Annotated in this window: 16 protein-coding genes and 1 pseudogene; 5 read left to right on the forward strand and 12 right to left on the reverse strand. The window is 38.7% G+C overall.

Annotated elements, in window-relative coordinates; all coding sequences use genetic code 11:
- Positions 1 to 231: 231 nt before the first annotated feature.
- From IGK81_RS11630 to pepA, 3 genes are all read right to left on the reverse strand, one after another.
- On the reverse strand, positions 232 to 699 hold the full coding sequence (locus IGK81_RS11630; protein WP_002317107.1) for a universal stress protein: 468 nt from the start codon (positions 697 to 699) through the stop codon (positions 232 to 234).
- 29 nt (positions 700 to 728) lie between these two features.
- Complete coding sequence (locus tag IGK81_RS11635; protein ID WP_002317106.1) at positions 729 to 1049, reverse strand: thioredoxin family protein; 321 nt, start codon at positions 1047 to 1049, stop codon at positions 729 to 731.
- 536 nt (positions 1050 to 1585) lie between these two features.
- Positions 1586 to 2665 (reverse strand): glutamyl aminopeptidase, encoded by a 1080-nt coding sequence (pepA, locus tag IGK81_RS11640; RefSeq protein WP_034700438.1) that lies wholly within the window; start codon positions 2663 to 2665, stop codon positions 1586 to 1588.
- 198 nt (positions 2666 to 2863) lie between these two features.
- Between pepA and IGK81_RS11645 the strand changes: the two genes are divergently transcribed.
- Positions 2864 to 3217: a PepSY domain-containing protein gene (locus IGK81_RS11645; protein ID WP_002317104.1), complete on the forward strand. Its 354-nt coding sequence runs from the start codon at positions 2864 to 2866 to the stop codon at positions 3215 to 3217.
- Positions 3218 to 3388: 171 nt separating this feature from the next.
- Complete coding sequence (locus IGK81_RS11650; RefSeq protein WP_002317103.1) at positions 3389 to 4345, forward strand: glycosyltransferase family 2 protein; 957 nt, start codon at positions 3389 to 3391, stop codon at positions 4343 to 4345.
- Between the two features lie 75 nt (positions 4346 to 4420).
- Here the strand turns inward: IGK81_RS11650 and IGK81_RS11655 are convergent, their stop codons facing one another.
- Positions 4421 to 5878 (reverse strand): NAD-dependent succinate-semialdehyde dehydrogenase, encoded by a 1458-nt coding sequence (locus IGK81_RS11655; RefSeq protein ID WP_034700440.1) that lies wholly within the window; start codon positions 5876 to 5878, stop codon positions 4421 to 4423.
- A gap of 294 nt (positions 5879 to 6172) precedes the next feature.
- On the opposite strand from IGK81_RS11655, the gene IGK81_RS11660 reads away from it, so the two are divergent.
- Positions 6173 to 7051, forward strand: coding sequence for a cation diffusion facilitator family transporter (locus IGK81_RS11660; RefSeq protein WP_034700442.1), 879 nt, complete (start codon positions 6173 to 6175; stop codon positions 7049 to 7051).
- A 64-nt stretch (positions 7052 to 7115) separates the two neighbouring features.
- Here IGK81_RS11660 and IGK81_RS11665 read toward each other — a convergent pair whose 3' ends face one another.
- The 6 genes and pseudogenes from IGK81_RS11665 to IGK81_RS11690 form a co-directional block, all read right to left on the reverse strand.
- Positions 7116 to 8987 (reverse strand): glycosyltransferase, encoded by a 1872-nt coding sequence (locus IGK81_RS11665; protein WP_034700444.1) that lies wholly within the window; start codon positions 8985 to 8987, stop codon positions 7116 to 7118.
- Between the two features lie 189 nt (positions 8988 to 9176).
- Positions 9177 to 10481 (reverse strand): glycosyltransferase family 2 protein, encoded by a 1305-nt coding sequence (locus IGK81_RS11670; RefSeq protein WP_181915133.1) that lies wholly within the window; start codon positions 10479 to 10481, stop codon positions 9177 to 9179.
- The gene (locus IGK81_RS11675) at positions 10481 to 10990 is read right to left on the reverse strand and encodes a hypothetical protein (RefSeq protein WP_431393595.1); all 510 of its coding nucleotides are present in this window, start codon (positions 10988 to 10990) and stop codon (positions 10481 to 10483) included. Before IGK81_RS11675 ends, IGK81_RS11670 begins: the two co-directional genes overlap by 1 nt.
- Positions 10991 to 11269: 279 nt before the next feature.
- Positions 11270 to 13404, reverse strand: a pseudogene (locus tag IGK81_RS11680) (HelD family protein).
- 75 nt (positions 13405 to 13479) lie between these two features.
- A complete protein-coding gene (locus tag IGK81_RS11685) occupies positions 13480 to 15135 on the reverse strand; it encodes an FAD-dependent oxidoreductase (RefSeq protein ID WP_034700445.1) in 1656 nt (551 codons plus the stop codon).
- The gene (locus IGK81_RS11690) at positions 15136 to 15447 is read right to left on the reverse strand and encodes a rhodanese-like domain-containing protein (RefSeq protein ID WP_010720955.1); all 312 of its coding nucleotides are present in this window, start codon (positions 15445 to 15447) and stop codon (positions 15136 to 15138) included.
- A 171-nt stretch (positions 15448 to 15618) separates the two neighbouring features.
- Between IGK81_RS11690 and IGK81_RS11695 the strand changes: the two genes are divergently transcribed.
- Together IGK81_RS11695 and IGK81_RS11700 are read left to right on the forward strand one after the other, a co-directional pair.
- Positions 15619 to 15879 (forward strand): metal-sensitive transcriptional regulator, encoded by a 261-nt coding sequence (locus tag IGK81_RS11695; protein WP_010737033.1) that lies wholly within the window; start codon positions 15619 to 15621, stop codon positions 15877 to 15879.
- Positions 15880 to 15891: 12 nt separating this feature from the next.
- Complete coding sequence (locus IGK81_RS11700; protein ID WP_010720957.1) at positions 15892 to 16203, forward strand: DsrE family protein; 312 nt, start codon at positions 15892 to 15894, stop codon at positions 16201 to 16203.
- A 141-nt stretch (positions 16204 to 16344) separates the two neighbouring features.
- Here the strand turns inward: IGK81_RS11700 and IGK81_RS11705 are convergent, their stop codons facing one another.
- On the reverse strand, positions 16345 to 16893 hold the full coding sequence (locus tag IGK81_RS11705; protein WP_010720958.1) for a CDP-alcohol phosphatidyltransferase family protein: 549 nt from the start codon (positions 16891 to 16893) through the stop codon (positions 16345 to 16347).
- A gap of 203 nt (positions 16894 to 17096) precedes the next feature.
- Positions 17097 to 18995 carry an endonuclease MutS2 gene (locus IGK81_RS11710; RefSeq protein ID WP_438758078.1) on the reverse strand — a complete coding sequence of 633 codons (1899 nt, stop codon included), beginning with the start codon at positions 18993 to 18995 and terminating at the stop codon, positions 17097 to 17099.
- Positions 18996 to 19203 lie beyond the last annotated feature (208 nt).

The raw sequence follows: 19203 nt of genomic DNA on the forward strand, positions 1-19203 counted from the left end.
AAAAAAAGTGCGAACAACTATTTTCTTAGTTATGGAATCGCAAGAATTTTCAATAGCAACGAGCCTGTGAAATATATCTTGCCCTTCACTCTAAAAAACGAGTAAACAGCATGCAAAAAATCGCTCTATCAGAAAATTTGCCGGAGAATCCCAAAAATAGGAGGAACTATTTTCGGATTCTCCGGCTTATTTCTCAGAGCTAGGCCTATCACTATCTCTTAGTTAACGTATTTAATTGTCGGTGTTGTTTTCCACTTCATCAGAGACAATCAAGACATCACATGGTGCTCGGCGGATGACATAGCTGGAAACACTACCTGTCATAAATCGTTCAACCGCATTTAATCCTGATTGACCGACCATGATCAAATCGATCGCATATTTTTTTGGTAAGTTGACTGCCATTGATTCTCTAACAGAACCATAAGCGACGATTCCTTCGATTTTTTGATAGTCAACTGTTTTTCCATAAGCTTTGCAGTCTTCGATCATTTGTTTCGCTGCTTCTGTTTGTTGGTCAACTAGCGTTTGATCTATTGGGACATAGCCCATGAAATTATAAAATTGTTGGTCGATCACATTTGCTACATAGACGGTTCCGTCGTTTCTTCGAGCAACCTCAACTGCTTTTTTAAAGGCAGAAAGTGCTTGCTCACTTCCATCGATCCCGACCAAAATATTTTTATATTCTTGTTCCATCCTGATCCCTCCTAACAAATATCCAGATGTTAGCCGTTCGTCACACGATTTAAAAAATCCTCGATTTCTTGTTTTGTTTTCCGATCTTTATTCACTAGACGACCTAATTCTTTACCGTCTTTGATCACTACAAAACTTGGGATTCCAAAAATGTTCCACTCAGCGGCTACATCTATGTATTTGTCACGATCGACTTCAATAAAACGCCATGCGGCAAAATCATTTTCTATTTCTGGCATTTGAGGCTTGATAAAGCGACAATCGCCACACCAATCTGCGGTAAAGAAAAAGACACTGTTCCCTTTTTCAACGTAACCTGCTAATTCTTCTAAGTTTTCTGGAATAATCATTGCTGTCCCTCTTTTCTTCTTATATTTAAATTATACACCTTTCTTTAAAAGTCACCAACTCCTAACCAGTCCTCACTTTTGTATTCAAAAAATTCAGGTGCTTCAACCAAAAAAACGATTCACCGATTTCCCCCGTATTTACTGGCTGACGACAAAACAAGAAGAGGCCGGGACAAAACTTGTCTCAGTCTCTTCTAGTATCTCTAAAAACGAATAAACGGTGTTCAAACATCAGCTCCTTGAAATAAGCCTGAATTTTTCAAAACATGAGAAGCTGTTTCAAAAAATTCTTTCTTATTGTCATCAGAGCTACCCGATGTTTTCACGACCTCTGATTCACGGCGTTCAAGAAGCAACTCCTCAACAATAAGCGATGATTTTCTAAAATATGAGGAGCTATTTTAAAAAATCCTCTCTTATTCGCTCGGAGCTAAACGCTTCTTTCACAACCTCTTCTTAACTATTTATACTATCCTTCGCTTATCTCTGTTCCACGATCCATGGTTCTCGTTTCACTTCGTTTAAAGGATGTATTCTTATTTTCCGTAAACGATCGTATTGACAGTCGATTTGTCTAATCCTTTTAATGTTTGGATCAACATCTCTCTTGCTGCTTCAAAGTCACGAATGCTAAACATTGTTTGATGTGTATGAATGTAGCGTCCTACGACTCCGATCACCGTACTTGGGATTCCTTCGTTTTGTGTATGTGCCGCACCTGCATCTGTGCCGCCTTTTGAGACAAAGTATTGATATGGAATGTTGTTTGTTTCAGCCACGTCTAATAAGTATTCACGCAAGCGTGGTAACATGATCAATCCTGGGTCTTGGATACGCATCAACGTTCCTTCACCTAGATGTCCGAATGTCCCTTTTTTCGTTACCGTATCGTCTGCTGCTGAGCAATCGACTGCAAAGAATAGATCAGGTTTGAATTTGTTGACAGAAGCTTTTGACCCACGTAAGCCAACTTCTTCTTGCACGTTTGCTCCTGCGATCAATGTATGACCAAGTTTTTCATTTTGCAGCGCTTCTAACGCTTCTAAAACCATTGTACAACCATAGCGGTTATCCCATGATTTACTGATGATATTTTTGCCATTAGCCGTTTTGATGGTTTCAGCGAATGGTACGATCGTATCGCCTGGCAATACGCCAAAGCTTATTGCTTCTTCACGTGATTCAAAACCAGCATCAAATAAGATATCTGTCACTTCCACTGATTTTTGACCGCTTGTTCCACGTAATAAATGTGGTGGAACAGAAGAAGAAATACATGGGTAATTTTTGCCAGAAGAAGTCTTCAATGTGTAGCGTTGAGCAGAAACCACATACGGATTCCAGCCACCTAAAGGTACAACTTTGAATAAACCGTTGTCCTGGATTTGGGTTAGCATAAATCCTACTTCATCCATATGAGCCGCAACCATCACACGTGGGGCATCTGCCTCTTCATGTTGGCGTAAGCCAAAGATTCCACCTAAACCATCTAGTTGTAATTCGTCCACTATGGGTTCCATGTGCGCTTCCATATACGCACGAATGTCTTGTTCAAAACCACTTGTTCCTTGAAGTTCTGTTAACTCTTTGATTCGTTGAAATGTTTTTTCATCCATAATAAAGTTCGCCTAAGATTCAGACTATGCTCCTCTCAAATTTATAGTTGACTGACTAATTTGTATTACTCTTAGTCAATCACTCACATTTATTATAGCTTATTTTAATTGATAGCGGTTATTTATTTCTAAGAAAAACACAGAGTATGGTAGAATAAATGAAGATAATCTTTTTGGACAAAGAAGGAGGTAAGACGTATGTATTCTGAAGAATGTGAGTCAAATAATTTTAAAAACGGTCTTGCTATAGGTATCGGACTTGGTTTAATCAGTGGCATCACTTCAATGGTTTTGTATCAACGTAAGAAAACGTTATCAGCCGATCAAGTCTTAGAACAAGTCAAAGAATCATTCTTAAAAGAAGGCTCCATCGAGGGGTCTTGGATCTCATTTGAAAAAGAACCGACTAGAAAATTTGCGATCCATTCCAAAGCTTATCGTGGAGGGATTTCCCGCCTGGAAGATGGCGAAATCATTTGCTACGAATTTTTAGCGGATGCGTATACCGGCACCGTGTTAGAGATTTCAAGAAAAAAGAATGAATTGATTTAATAAAGCGAAGCCTCAGCCATCACCATTAACATAAAAATAGTGGTTTTATACGGGGCTTTTTACAATAGAAACAAAAAGAAGTGAAAATTCTCTCTAGGTACTAGCATTTAAGAATTTGATACAGTATTCTTAATAGAGATTTTGTTTTCTATGATTTAAGGAGAGTGAAAAATGGAACAACAAGAGAAAATTGCTGTTCTGATTCCTTGTTATAATGAAGAAGCGACGATTTCAACAGTCATTGCAGACTTTAGACGAGAATTACCGGAAGCAGAGATTTACGTATATGACAACAATTCGACTGATACCACCTATGAACTTGCCGTGGCGTGTGGGGCAATCGTCAAAAAAGAACCAAGACAAGGGAAAGGAAATGTCATTCGGCAAATGTTTTTTGATATTGATGCAGATTACTATCTCATGGTGGATGGTGATGATACCTATCCTGCCGAAGCGGTGCATGGATTACTGGATAAACTTCGCTCAGGTGAAGCGGATATGGTAATTGGAGACCGACTTTCAAATGGGACTTACTTTGACGAAAACAAACGTCCGTTTCATGATTTTGGGAACAATTTAGTGAAAAACACAATCACACGATTATATAAAACAAAAATACGAGACGTCATGACAGGCTATCGAGGATTTAATCGTATTTTTGTCAAAAGTTTCCCGATCATGAGTTCCGGATTCCAAATCGAAACTGAGCTGACGATCCATGCCTTAGACAAAAAATTCAAATTGGTCGAATTGCCGATCGATTACCGAGACCGTCCAGAAGGCAGTGAATCGAAACTGAATACATTTTCTGATGGATTCAAAGTGATCATGATGATCGTTAAAATGTGGAAAGACTACAAACCATTGATGTTTTTTGGCATCTGGACCTTTTTCTTTTTTGTATTCGGCTTATTTGCCGGCGTCCCAGTGATCCGAGAGTATATGCTGACTCACTTTATCACACGGGTACCTTCTGCTATTTTAAGTACCGGATTGATGATCCTTGCCTTACTTTCATTAGTTACTGGGTTGATTTTAGATACTGTTGTAACGAATGCCAAAAAAGAATATGAACTAAATCTCTATCATGTCTATCATGAATGTCGAAAGCAAGAACAACAGAAATAACGTAGAAATAACCAAAGAAACTAGCTGGGAAGAATCTAGCTTCTTTGGTTATTTTTTTGCTTTTTGATACGCTAGTTATTTAGCTGTCCGAATCGTCACAAACTTCGCTACTACATATTCTTCCACACCGTAAGTTCCATTTTCCCGACCAAAGCCTGAATGCTTGACCCCTCCAAATGGCGTAGCTGAATTTGAAATAGCTGTATCATTGACACCAACCATCCCATATTGGAGTTTCTGGCTAACATTCGCAATCGTGTGGATATTCGTTGAGAAGAAGTAAGAAGCTAACCCAAAGATGGTATCATTGGCATCTTTGATCACTTCCTCTTCTTCCTTAAAAGCAATCAACGGAATCACTGGTCCAAAGGTTTCTTGATAAAAGATGTCCATTTCCTTCGTGACACCATCCAAAACAGTGGGTTCAAAGAAATAGCCATGCGCATACTCGCCTTCTGTCAGTCGTTGCCCACCTGCTAAAATCTTGGCTCCTTTATCTACGGCATCTTTGATTTGTTCTTCTACCTTTTCCACACCTTCTTGATTAATCAAAGGACCTGTCGTTGGATCATCTAAGCCATTACCAACGGATACTTGTTTGATTTTTTCGACGATCAATTTCGTAGCTTCTTCTTTGATTGCTTCATGAAGAAAAATTCGATTAGGCGACGTACATACTTGTCCGTTATTGATGAATTTTGTTTTGATCAATTGATCCGTTGCTAATTCTAAATCTGCATCTGGAAAAATAATCAACGGCGCATGTCCGCCTAGTTCCATGGAAACTTTTTTCAACGTTGATGCTGCTTGTTTATTTAAGATTTGTCCTACTTCTGTCGAACCAGTGAAAGTGATTTTTTTCACGTCTTCTGATTCGGTTAGAATTTTACCGATCGTTGAGGAGTCTCCAGTCACGATATTGACGACTCCTGGAGGAAAGCCAGCTTGATCAAAAAGCTCCATTAACGCCAATGCAGAAAGCGGTGTCGCTTTTGCTGGTTTTAAGATAACCGTGCAGCCAGCCGCGATTGCTGGAGATATCTTACGGATAATCATATTGGATGGAAAGTTCCAAGGAGTGATTGCACCTACTACTCCAACTGGTTCTTTACGTACTTGCCATTCATTGGTTGCCGGAGAAGGAATGATCTCGCCTAAGATTCTTTGCCCTTCGGCAGCATTCCACCGCAAATTTTCAACATTCGTGTTGATTTCTGAAGCAGCTTGTTTGAGTGGCTTTCCTTGTTCCATCGTCATGATCGTAGCTAAACGTTCACTGTCTTCTTCCACTAGATCTGCCATCTTGTTCATTAATTTTGCCCGTTGAGCAGGAGAAGTTTTTGACCACTCTTCAAATGCTTTCTTAGCGGCTTTGATTGCTTCGTGGGTTTCACTTTCTCCACCTTTTTGAACATTCGCTAAGGTTTCACCTGTTGCAGGGTTGATCACCTCGAAGGTACCTTCTGTTCCTGTCTGCCATTTGCCATTGATATAAAGACGAGTTTCGACTTTTGGTAAATCTCTTTTTGCCATGTGTCTCTTTCCTCCTTCTTATTCGGTACAAATCTACCCTAACACGGTTAAATTTAAAGCTCAAAGCATACGCATCAGATGACTTTCCTGCTTTTTGTTTTTAGCTGATTTCTGAATCTACTGCAGGTGCAATCATAGCTGATCCCTTTTGATTCGCTGCTCCTATCGATTCAGTTAAGCTCGGGATAGTTCCAAATTTCGCCTATCCAAAACCATTATATTTTCCACACTTTTAGTGATTTTATTCGAAAATATTATAAGATAATAAAATACTTTATGTTGGAGTGAAAATGTGTGAACAAAGACAGATATAAACAATTGAAACAAGCAGAATTAGGTGCAATCATCAGTATTGTCGCTTATATCGTAGTCTCGATACTGAAGTTGACTATCGGGAATCTCGCAAATTCTGAAGCGTTAAGAGCCGATGGCTTAAACAATTTTACGGATATCCTAGCTTCGGTTGCTGTATTGATCGGTTTGAGAATCTCACGCAAACCTGCGGACACTGAACACCGTTATGGTCACTGGAAAGCCGAAAATATTGCGAGTTTAATCACTTCATTTATTATGTTATTGGTTGGTCTGGAAGTCTTGTACTCTTCGATTCTCTCGATTACTGACAAAAAAATGGAATCACCCGATATGACCGCAGCCATTGTTGGGATTTTCTCAGCGCTGATCATGTATGGGGTTTATCTCTTTAATAAAAAACTAGCCACGAAAGTCAACAGTCCTGGTTTACTAGCTGCTGCGAAAGACAATCTTAGTGACGCGTGGACAAGTATCGGTACAGCCGTGGCAGTGTTTGCAGCCTCCTTCAATTTGGGTTGGTTGGACAGTGCCGCTGCAATCGTCGTGGGTTTATTGATTTTAAAAACAGCGGTTGATATCTTTAAAGAAAGCTCCTTTTCTTTATCTGATGGCTTTGACCAACAAAAATTAGAGCACTACAAACAAGCAGTCAATAATATCCCGGAAGTCCAAAGCGTGAAGAGTATCAAAGGGCGTACTTATGGTTCAAATACCTATGTAGATATCACTGTTACCATGGACCCTAATTTGACTGTCAAAGAAAGTCATGATATTTCTGATTTGATCGAACACACTTTATTTGAACAATTCCAAGTCCACGAAACAGATGTACATGTCGAGCCTGTGGAGAAGTCTTGAATAGCTGATAAAAAATGAAAAAAGAATCATTCGCCTTTTTTGAAAAGCGAGTGATTCTTCTTTTTTAGCTTTCTACTAAATCATCTTCCATATCAAATTCTAGTTGTTTGGCAGCATTCAGCTGGTCACTATAATAACTTGCTAGTTCTTCCGCTGATTGTGGGGTCAAATCTTCAAATGAGAAAGTGGTGTAAGCTTCCTGTGTTTCTCGACACACTGAAGTAATCTGCAACCCTTGTTGTTGATCAACAAACATATAGTTTTCTCCCGGAATGAATGATTCCCCACCCGTTCTAATCCGAAAGCCATTAAAACTCATTTGATACATCTCAAAGATTTTCGAATCATAGGATAACTGACGATTGACTGTAATACTTAATGCTTCACTGTCACTTTCGATATCTCGGTTTTTACCGATCGTGATGGCATAAAACAAGCCATAAAGATTATAGACTGACCATACTAACGTAACAATATAACCAAATTCATAGCCTTCCCCACGAATCAATCGGTAAAGAGCAATGATACAAGCAAAAAGAATCCAGCAAAAAAGAACGATATGCGGGAACACCGTACGCCAATCAAATGCGTTACTCCCGACAATTTCTTTTTTCGTTACGTTGAATTTCTTTTGTGGTTTGAAAAATTCTTTTAATAATGCTCCTGTGTGGATCGGTGCCACAAAGCAATCATAAATGTGAGAACTCGTTAGATTTCTTATTTTAGGCACGTATAACCTAAAGGATAAGGTGATCATAACAAACGGCGGTAAAAAGAATAGTAACAATTGATGGTTGTTACTTCTTACAATAAAAATATCAAAAACCATAAACAGCGTAGGAGCTAATAAAAAAATAATTTTCTGGAAAGAAGTAAACCAATACAAATAAGAGTTGTAATAACATAATTTTTGCATCAATGACAATCCTTTTAACTTTCGTGGCTTGAAGTGGTCAAAAATCTGCTTCGTACCTTGTGCCCAACGCGAGCGTTGAGAAGCTAGTTCTTTCGCTGTATAAGGGGTAATTCCCAATGCATAAGCCTTGTTGATAAAGAGGGTCTCGTAACCGGCATTTTGTAACAACATCCCTGTCGCCATGTCTTCTGTAATACTATTCGTTGGAACCCCACCGATTTCTTCTAAAGCACTTCTTCTAATAATTGCATTTGTCCCGATATGGATCAGGGCGTTTTCTCGAGAAAGAGCTGGCTCCAAAAAACGCATAAATAATTCTTGCTCATTATAAAAGGAATTTCTTAAAAGCTGAAATGGATCTTTATTATAGAAGGTTTGAGGATATTGAACGAGTGCCATTTTAGGATTTTTGAAATAATTCACGGCTTCAAAAATGATATTTTTTTTGACAATAAAATCTGCATCCAATAGTAGTACGAGGTCACTAGTCGTTTGTGAGAGTGCATAGTTGATGTTGCCAGCTTTCGCATGCTCATTGCCCTCTCGTGATAAATAACCAATGGAAAAACGTTCCGCCATCTCTTTTAATTCCTCACGATGACCGTCATCGCAAATATATATTTTTTTATTGGGATATCGTAACGCTTTGACAGCCAAAGCCGTGGCGATCACTAATTTACTATTTTCGTTATACGTACAAATAAACGCCGCAACGCTTGGTTGAAAACTCTCGTCATAGGCCTCATAGAGATGTTCATTTGACAATTTATTCGAAAATAGGTAAATAAAAAAACCGTAGACAAATAACCCGATAAATTCTGCAATGTAAAGAATGATCCCAAATATTAAAGAAACAGAACTATCTATTGGTATGGTATAAAACAAACGCCATATCAAATAAACAACTAAAAAAGTAATCGTGATCTTTGAAAAAAGTTGTTTGACAAAATCATATTTTTTTGCCAACAAATACAACAATATAATTATTAAAAACAACCCCGTCAGATAGTACAATTCCATATTATCTCCTCCTTTATGTTTATATTAAACATTATAATGGTTATTATAAAAAACAGTTAGTAAACGGTTTCTCTGAATCATTTAGCTGTTTTTTTAAGATCATTTAGTTATGCACTAAAAAAAACTGTAGTAAAAGACGACTTTCGTCTTCTGCTACAGTCACTTGTTTGCTAGTCTTTTTCAGTTGCATCATTCACTTTTTCGTTCTGGACTTTTCCATGTGCCGCTTCCGTATCCTAAAATCGTTTTGATTGCTGGGATAAAGGTTGTCATGATGGTGATCGCATTGACCATCCAGAATAACAACATATACAATGGGGCAAATAACATATATTTCAATTTTCTTCCTTGATCGTCTACCACCAAAGATGCAATCAGTTGAATGATGCCTGAGATCATTTCGAAGCAAACAAACAGAAAACTAATCGTCAATGTCCGATAGATTTGTTCAAAATTTCCTTGATAAAGATAAACGCCCATTAAAATAATAAAAACGAAAAATGAAATACAAAAGAACAACGACCAAATAATACTAAAAGTTTGATCAATAAACATGAACGTCCTGCCGATATTCTCAAAAGGATGGAAAAGGACTTTTTTAAAATTCGTCAACCAGACTTCCGTCCCCCCTTTTGCCCAACGTTTTCTCTGACGATAAAGCATCGGCAAACTTACTGGAACTTCCATAAAAAATATGATGGTTGGCGCAAACACCGAGATCCAGCCATTCAACTGATGATCCCACGCAATACTGATATCTTCTGTTGCCCGATCTTGACGAAAGCCGCCAACATCGATCAATGCGTCTTTTCGATACATGGTATTTGCCCCACTGTACGCATAAAGACCGCCAAGTACACCTGCTTGTGTTCGTTTGATGATCCCTACGATGCTCGAAAATTCAACAGTCTGGGATTTTCCAAGTAAAGACGTACGATTTTTCACGTCCATATTGGCAGTAACAGCAGAGATATTTCTACCACCAGGGCGAATAAAGTAATTCACATAATTTGACAAAGCATCTGGTTCAGGTACCGTATCCGCATCATTGCTTAAGATCAACCGACCTTTGGCAAAAGCCATCCCAATATCAAATGCGTGAGCTTTCCCCTTATTTTTATCAATGCGGATCACTCGTAATTTGGGGTATTTTTTTTGTAAACGAGCTAATATTGCCGGGGTTTCGTCAGTTGAACCATCATCTGTCACTAACACTTCATAATTCCCATAATTGATTTTTGTCATTAAATAATCGATTGTGTCTTCTATCACCACTTCTTCATTGTGGGCTGGTACCATGATCGTGATAAATGGTTCGACCTCTGTCGGAATCTCCGCCCAATCAATGTGCTTGTATTTAAATAAAAACGAATAGCATAATACCCCAATAAACCATGCAAAACTACCAAGGATTGGGTAAGAAACAAGGATAAAATAAATGATCGTAGCTACAAAATCCAGTAGTTCATTACCTGTATGAATGACTCTGACCATTAGAGTTCAACCCCCTCGTTTTTGTAGAGGTTTTCGATCAAATCTTTTTCAAGATTTTGCTCTTCTGATACTACGTAATAGCAAACCGCTTCACGCTCTTCCTTAGGTCCAAAGCGCATGCTGAATTCCGTTTCTAAAATATCTCGACGCTTTTCTAATTTTTCTTCATCATACATTTTTTCACTTCTTAGCATCGTCTGGTAACGACGATTATTCCAACGAGTCATGAATAAGAATAAAAGAACAAAGCCTAAAAAAGCAACCGCTAAAAATAGCAACAAAAAAGAAACCGTTTTTCGTTCTTCCGGAAACGAATGCCATTGTAATCCTCTCCCTTTCATTGAAGCCCGAAACGAAATAGTTACCCAAATAAATGGAAAAATCACGCCACACCATCCTAGAATCGCAACAATCCATTGCTTGATTTTTAACCGTCGATTTCCTTTGGCAAAAAACTTATCCTTAATCAAAAGAGTTGCTACTTCTTCACGTTTTATTCGAGTATTCATTTTTCTCCCACCTTTAAAAAATAAATTTAGTCCCCTTTTATAAAAACCTTTACATTTTTTGATGATGACAGCTAGACGAACAATTCATCAAAATGACCAACTAGACCTTACTTATACTTTACTTTTCTTGTGTTTATTTAATAGTAGCTTGTTTCTTGAAATATGTATGAGATTTGATCTTGACGTTAAGGTTTTCTTAATAAATTAAAATAACTAAAATAATAAAAATATAAAACAAGTTATCTTAGCGAGTCTCACTAAAGATAACTTGTTTTTTCTCTATTGATCTGTTACCAAAGAAATAACGACAGTTTTCATTGCTCGAGATATAGCCGTGTACATTTGCCTTCTTTCACGTGGGGTGTTCGGTTCAGCTGTTAGATAAATCAGTACGTGATCAAATTCGAGTCCTTTAGAAAGACTCAATGGGCGTACTTGAATATTCAACTGGTTGTTCCGCTCTACTTTTTGTTGTATCATTGCGGCTTGCTGTTCTTCCAACGTAATGACTGTTAATTGTTCACCCGTGTGCTGTTGTCGTTCATTGACCTGACTGAGCCACTGATCGAAAGTCGCTGCAGTCACAAATTCCGGCTCTTCCCCATAAGGACGAACGGGAACAATAGCGATTTTTTCTTTTTCCCCTGAATATTGAGTAAAGAGAGTCGTGATTGCCCGCTTGAACGATAACTATTCAATAAATCATATCTCGTCACAGATCGTCCAGCCGTTGAAAAATAGCTTTCAATTGCTTCAAAAGAAGTCGTGGAATTAAAAATCCCCTGATTTTCATCTCCTACGAGTGTAAAACGAGCGTTGGGGAAGACGTTTAACAAGAGCAAAAGTTGCGCACTCGTATAATCTTGGACCTCATCAATCAACACGAACTTTTTGACTTGGGTGATTTTTTCGATCAGCAGATGACGTACATGCAAACGTGCGACGGCTTCATCTAATGTACAAGGAGTTGTTCGCTGATACTTATTCCCAGTGTAACTTTGATAAATCTCCTCAAATAAAAATTGTTCATCGACCCACGCCATCTGTTTGATTTGTTTCGTTACTGTTCGATATTTTCTTTGAAGCAATTGTTTGCCATAACTGACTAATTTCTCTGGCGATTCATCGGTGATCAACTGTTGGAAATACTGTTGTTGCATCTCTTCTGGTAAGGATAATAATTGATCTTTAATGGCGTCACTACCTGCTTGTTTCAGCAATTGCTTTTCCCAGTAGCGCAACAATCGGTCTTTAGTCGCTTGAAGTTTTTCTCTTAGATTCGGGTAATCGGGCGTGCTATCATAGATTTTTTTGATCACTTCTTTTGAGATCACGATTTTTTCCTTCTTTTTGATAGCTAAAAAGAAATCAGCCTGTTCAGTAAACAAGGAGGTCGCTTGCTCGATCTGCTTCATAAATGCCTGACTTCTGAGAACTGCTGTCTGGTCATCCACATCCGTCTGCGTAATCCGATGAAAATAAGCTTTTTCTGACTCAACATTCCCTAAAAAAAGTTGATCCACCAACTGAAGCATCGTGACATTCAACGGATTTTTTTCACCTAACGAAGGTAATACCTTACCGATATAATCAATAAATTGATGGTTCGGTGACAAAATCAGCAAATCATCAGCAGAAAGTTGGTTTCGGTATTGATAAAGCAAATAAGCAATTCGCTGCATGATCGTTGAGGTTTTCCCACTGCCTGCCACGCCATTGACTAAGATATTTTGGCTTGTAGTGTCTCGGATGATCGTATTTTGTTCGGATTGGATCGTAGCCGTGATTGCCTTCATCTCTGACGTCTCACTTTGTTCTAAAGCATCAAGTAAGACATCGTCTTGGATTGCTACCGAGGTGTCAAAAAAGTGGAGCAATTGATCTTTTTTGATGATAAATTGACGTCGTTCATGGATCATTACCTCGATTTGGTTTTGATTCACTAAATAAGAAGACTGATCTAAATCATTGTTATAGAAAAGAGAAGCAATCGGCGAACGCCAATCATAAACCAAGGTTTCATCTTCATCATTGGTAAAGTTAGCCGTACCAATATAAAAAGCTTCGTGACTGTTTTTTCCTTGTGCTTCTTCCTCTAAAAAATCAATTTCGATCTTCCCAAAATAGGGACTCATCAATAGCCGTTCGATTTTTTTCAAGGTCTCGTTAGCTGATTGGATCTTGAGATTCAATTGATCGATTTCGCGATTTTTCATCTCGATCAATGAATACGTATCAAGATTGTCTAAATAACTATCAAAATTGATCCGAATATCTTCGGACATCGTTTGTAACGAATCCCGTCCGTACGCACTGGTTTCTTGTAATAGTTGCTGATACTCTTCCTGCTTTTCTAGTAATTGCCGATAAACTGACGCTAGATAAGCTTCTTCTAAATTACGTGTGTTGACCATACACATTCTCCTTTGATTCGAAGTAGTAGAACTAACCAGTCTAGCGCCATTTTACTAAGAATGCAAGGTAAAGCTCTATTTTTCTGGATAAATCAAGTCTTCTGGACGAACAGCGTGATACAAAGCAAAGGCGCCATCGAGATTTTGGACATGAAAGCCTGCTTGTTTCAAGATACGTTCTGCTAAGTAACTACGCAGTCCACTATGACAGCTGACAATGTATTCTTTCTCATGGTCTAATTCCGCCAATCGACAGCGTAAATCATTTAAAGGAATATTCAGCGCATCTTTAAAAGCACCGTTTTGCAACTCGCCTTCATTACGAACATCGAGTAAGATTTTTCCTTGTGCAAGTGCTTCTGGCAATTCATGCCATTGGATCGTATCACTTAGCCCTTCTGCGACATTCATGGCCACATATCCCAACATGTTCACTGGATCTTTCGCAGAACCAAAAGGTGGCGCATAGGTAAATTCTAATTCCGGTAAATCAAAAATCGTTAGTTGTCCTTTGATGGCTGTGGCTAAACTATCGATTCGTTTATCAACACCTTTGGCACCGACTCCTTGTGCGCCATAGATTTCACCTGTCTTAGGATGAAAGATCAGTTTTAACAAAATATCTGTAGCTTCAGGATAGTAACTAGCATGGTCTTTCCCAGAAACATGGACTACTGAGAAAGGTAAGTTGGCTTGTTGGGCCATTCTTTCTGTTAATCCAGTAGAAGCGGCAGCAAGGTCAAAGACCCGCACAATTGACGTACCAAGACTTCCTCGATTGTTACGGACGATTCCCGCTATATTATCTGCTGCTTGTCGCCCTTGACGGTTAGCAGGAGAAGCAAGAGAAATCAATGCATCGGCACCTGTAATTTGTTGTTTGACAACGATGGCATCTCCCACCGCATAGATGGAAGGATCACTTGTTTGGTAGTGTTCGTTGACTACGATCCCACCACGCAGCCCTGTTTCAAGTCCAGCCATTTTTGCCAATGTACTGTCTGGCTGAACGCCTACTGAGAGGATCGTTAAATCAGAATCGATCGTTGTGCCATCATCTAATCGTAACTGCTTGCCACCATGTTCAAAAGCAGTGACAGAACGTTTTGTTTGGACATGGACGCCTTGTTTAATGAGTTCATGTTGGATATGCACCGCCATTTCTTCATCTAAAGAAGGCAGGACATGTGGTGCCAGTTCTACAATTGAAACTGCCAGTCCACGTTTTTTTAAATTCTCTGCCATTTCCAATCCGATAAAGCCTGCCCCTACTACGACAGCTTTTTTGGGTTGTTCTTCAAGAGCAATCATTACCAAATCAATATCCGGTACATTTCTAACAGTATAAACATTTTTGGCTTCTGCTAATCCTGAAATAGCTGGTCTGACTGGTTTTGCCCCTGGGGAAAGAAGCAACACATCATAACTTTCCTGCCATTTTTTCCCGTCAGATAAAACTTCAACTTTCTTTTCATCTGGATAAACGGCTGTGACTTCATGATTGGGACGCACATCTAATTGAAAACGTGCAGCCAATGATTCTGGTGTCTGTACCAAAAGATTCTCTCTATCGCTGATCTCCCCAGAGAGATAATAAGGTAACCCGCAATTGGCAAATGAGACATACGGTCCTTTTTCAAACACGACGATTTCAGCATCTTCTTTTAAACGACGTAATCTAGTAGCAGCAGACATTCCCCCTGCTACCCCGCCGACAATAACAATTTTCATTTATTTCCCTCCTACTGTTGGTTCAAACCATTGATTCATTCCACCACGTACATTGATAACATCATACCCCATTTTCTTCAACTCTTTCGTAGCTTGTTTGCTCCGCATTCCCGATTGACAGATGACGTAGACAGGCGCTTCTTGTTTTCCTTTGAAACTTAGAATACGTTGAAGTGGAATATTTTTCGCTTGTCTGATATGCCCCCCTTGGTATTCTGCTGGTGTTCTTACATCGATCAACTGAATAGAACCATTCAATTTTTCTTTTAATTCCGCTGTTGAGATTGATTTGACTGTTTGAAATAGTGACATCTTGATTTCCACCTTTTTTATTTTTTGTAAATACCTTATGGGGTATATTCAACACAAAAAAGAGAGAATTGTCAACTATTCAAATTCTAGCTTTTTTAAATCGACATAATTATTTACAAAATATACCTACATAGGGTATCATCTCACTAGAAGCATAAAGGAGGTTTTCAAATGGAAATCAATGACAAGAACATCATCAATCGATTAAAACGAACAGAAGGACAAATTCGCGGCATCCAAAAGATGATTGAAGAAGAGAAAGACTGTATGGCAATTATCACACAATTAAGTGCCGTTCGTTCTAGCATTGATCGTGTCATGGGAATGATCGTGGCAGAAAACTTAAAAGACTGTTTGGAGCATCCAGAAAACAGCGCAGAAGAGCAAGCCAAAAAAATGGAACAAGCAATCAACTTGATCATCAAAAAATAAGGAGAGACTCAAATGAAAGTTGTTTTTCATATCGATGAAACGAGAAAGTGGCATGAAACGATGAATAACGTCAAGAACCTATTGAAAATCGCTCCTGAAACGACGATTGTGGTTAGTGTCAACGGTGAAGGCATCACCGGCTACCTTGATCCAGCAAATGAAGAATTTCTTGCTTTAGGGGTTACCTTCCACGCTTGTGCTAATGCGCTACGTGGCAATCACATCAGTACAGAATCCTTGCCTGAAAAAGTCATCGTGGTACCAGCTGGTATTTTAGACCTCATTGAATTACAAGAAAAAGGCTATGCTTATATCAAACCTTAAGACTACTAGCTTCGAGAGTTAAGCAAGGTTCTCCTACAGAATTTAAAACAATGAGCGGAAATCCATCCCCTCATCAAGTAAAAGAACTCAAACCACTTCCTTGGTTTGAGTTCTTTTATTTGTATTTGAGACATTACTCTCTTAATTCAATAGTTTATGATATTCACGGATATACAAAATGAAGGATTGAAGCAAGCTATAAGTGATCAATCCAAAGATCCAATTGACCCAGACCGCCGAAAGATCGGGAAACAACAGTAAAAGCACCATGCCTGCGTAAATGACCGCAGTTGCTAATTTCCCATACCATTTTGCTCCATCTAATTTCACATTTTTTCTCAATCCAATGATACCAGCAAAAAACATGAACCCTTCTTTGATCAGAAATAAACCGAATATCCACCAAATCATCGGTCGATACCAAGCCATGGAAAGGATCAAGACCAGTTGCGTCAACTTGTCTGCCACTGGATCTAATAATTTCCCCAATTCCGTGATTTGGTTGAACTTACGAGCAATAAATCCATCTAAAAAGTCAGTGATTCCTGATAGAGCAATCAAGATACCGGCAAGCATAAACGATTGCTCTAAAACAAAGTAAAAATAAAACGGCAAAAGAACCACACGAAAAATTGATAAGAGATTAGGGATCGTTCCTATTTCTTTTCGCCAATTCGAAGTCAGTTTCATCCATGACATCTCCCTAAATAAACTTTGTTCCATTTTAACCTAAATCGGTACAAGTGCCAATTTTTTCCCGTTGTCTAAAGTCATGAGTAGACCTCCGGCCAGGCTATTCTAATACTTGGATCGTAAAAACTACTGGAACGACTGTCGAAAAAAGACGAGAGCTATTGGCTATTCCTCTTTAAAACAATGCCTTCATTTAACCCCTAGTCTCTTTTTTCTCGTCGTTCTTTAGCTTCTTTGGCTAATTTTTTATGCGCTTTTTTCGATCCTCGCGCTAGATCTCTTTGCCATTTTCTAGTTTGAAAGTCTGTAAACAAATGGTCTAATTCATAACCGACTGGATATAACTTTTCTGCTGACATCTTTAACGTGAGACGTTTTCGTGGGACATTGATTAACTCTTTATCCAAGAAAATCGTAACCGTTTCTTCTGCTGTATCTTCATAAACTAAGGCTTCTTGTTGGTGGACCGCAGAATATACCCGATCCCCTTTCGAAAATTGCTGCACTTGTGTCTTCGTCCTAGGCACGTTTACTTTCGTTGTCCGAAACACTTTTTTGGTTGTCCGATAAGCTTTATGCTGGATATAATATTGGGCTTGTTCGATCAAGGTTTGCGACATGTTCATTTTTTGAGCGATCCATAGCGCTTGGCTTTCTCCTGTTTCCCCCACTTGAAGAAGGTATTTAGGTTTCAATGCTTCTTTATCAAATGCCATTGCGGCTGGAATAAAATCTTCATGATCATTCGCAAATTTTTTGATTTCGCCATAATGAGTAGTTGCAACGATCAATGCCCCTTGTTCATACATAGCTTCCATGATAGCAACTGCTAGCGCTGCTCCTTCATTAGGTTCTGTGCCACTGCCGATCTCATCAAGTAATACAAGGGTATTTCTACTCACCTTGCGTAACATCTCGGCAATATTTTGCATATGACCAGAAAACGTACTTAACGCATTCTCGATCGTTTGCTGATCGCCAATATCCACAAAAATCTCATCGAAAACAGCTAGCTCTGTTCCTTCGGCTGCCGGAACCTGTAAACCAAACATCGCCATCAACGTCAATAACCCCACTGTTTTTAATACGACGGTCTTACCACCTGCGTTTGCTCCAGTGATCACTAATCCTCGATAGTCATTACCAAGTTCAAAGTCTAACGGAACAGCCTTCCCTTGGATCAGCGGATGCCTTCCTTGTTTGATCTTGATGTATTCTGATTGATTGATCAGTGGTGTCACACCATGGATTTCTCGACTATACTTCCCTCTGGCGAAAATGATATCTAATCTAGTAATCGTTTCGATGATCAAATCGATTGCTTGTTCTTGTTCTGCTAAAGCACCAGTCAAATAAGCTAAAACTTGATATTCTTCTGCTATTTCTTCTGCTTTTAACAATTGATAATTCATACTCGCTTTTTCCACAGCCGTTGGTTCAATAAAGACGGTCGTCCCTTTATTTGACTGTTCAATAATCGTGCCTGGCACTTTGTTTTTATAACTAGCTTTGATTGGGATCGTATAGTGATCGCCTTTTTGAACAATCATTGCTTCTTGGATCATTTCTTTGTTATGCGGATGTCTTAGAAACTTTAAAAGACGATCCTGGATTTCTTTTTCTGTTAGTTGTAATTGTTTTCGTACTTTTCGTAAATTTCGTGAGGCTTCATCACTCACTTTTTGGTTCTTGATTTGTTGATAGATCAACTCTTCGACCATCGACAAATCAGGCATATTCTTACTATACAAATGTAATAAGGGTGTTTGATATTGATTTTTTTCAAAAAAACGCCGGATCATTCGACTACTTCTTAAAAAATCTGCATACTCGATCAATTCAGTTGGTGTCAGTAAAAAGCCTTTTTTCACTTGGGAAGTCAACGCATCAATCCGTGTCAATCCCATAAAGGGAACGTGTTGCTGACTTTCTAAGATTTGTCGCGCTTCTTTTGTTTCTTCTTGGCGATTTTTGACTGTCTGTAGATTAGTTTGCGGGGTCATTTCTTCGATACGCTTTTTGCTATATTGTCCAATAGCTCGTTTTTTCACTTCTTCTTTGATTTGATTAAATTGTAATTTATCGATTGTTTGTTTCATATTCTCTCCTTTTTTGAAGAGATACCTGTCCTAAAATAAATAAGACCTAGGAAAAATAAAAAGATGAAGAACATCTCAAATAAGACGCGCCCCATCCCTCATTAATAGAATTGTTGGTTATGAAATGACAGGTATCATCTATAAGCATGCCAAATAAGCTTACGGCTCTATTGGCTATTCAACTTACTACGTTAGATACCTGCTACAC

Source organism: Enterococcus sp. DIV0703, assembly GCF_051711065.1.
Lineage (GTDB): Bacteria > Bacillota > Bacilli > Lactobacillales > Enterococcaceae > Enterococcus_B > Enterococcus_B hirae.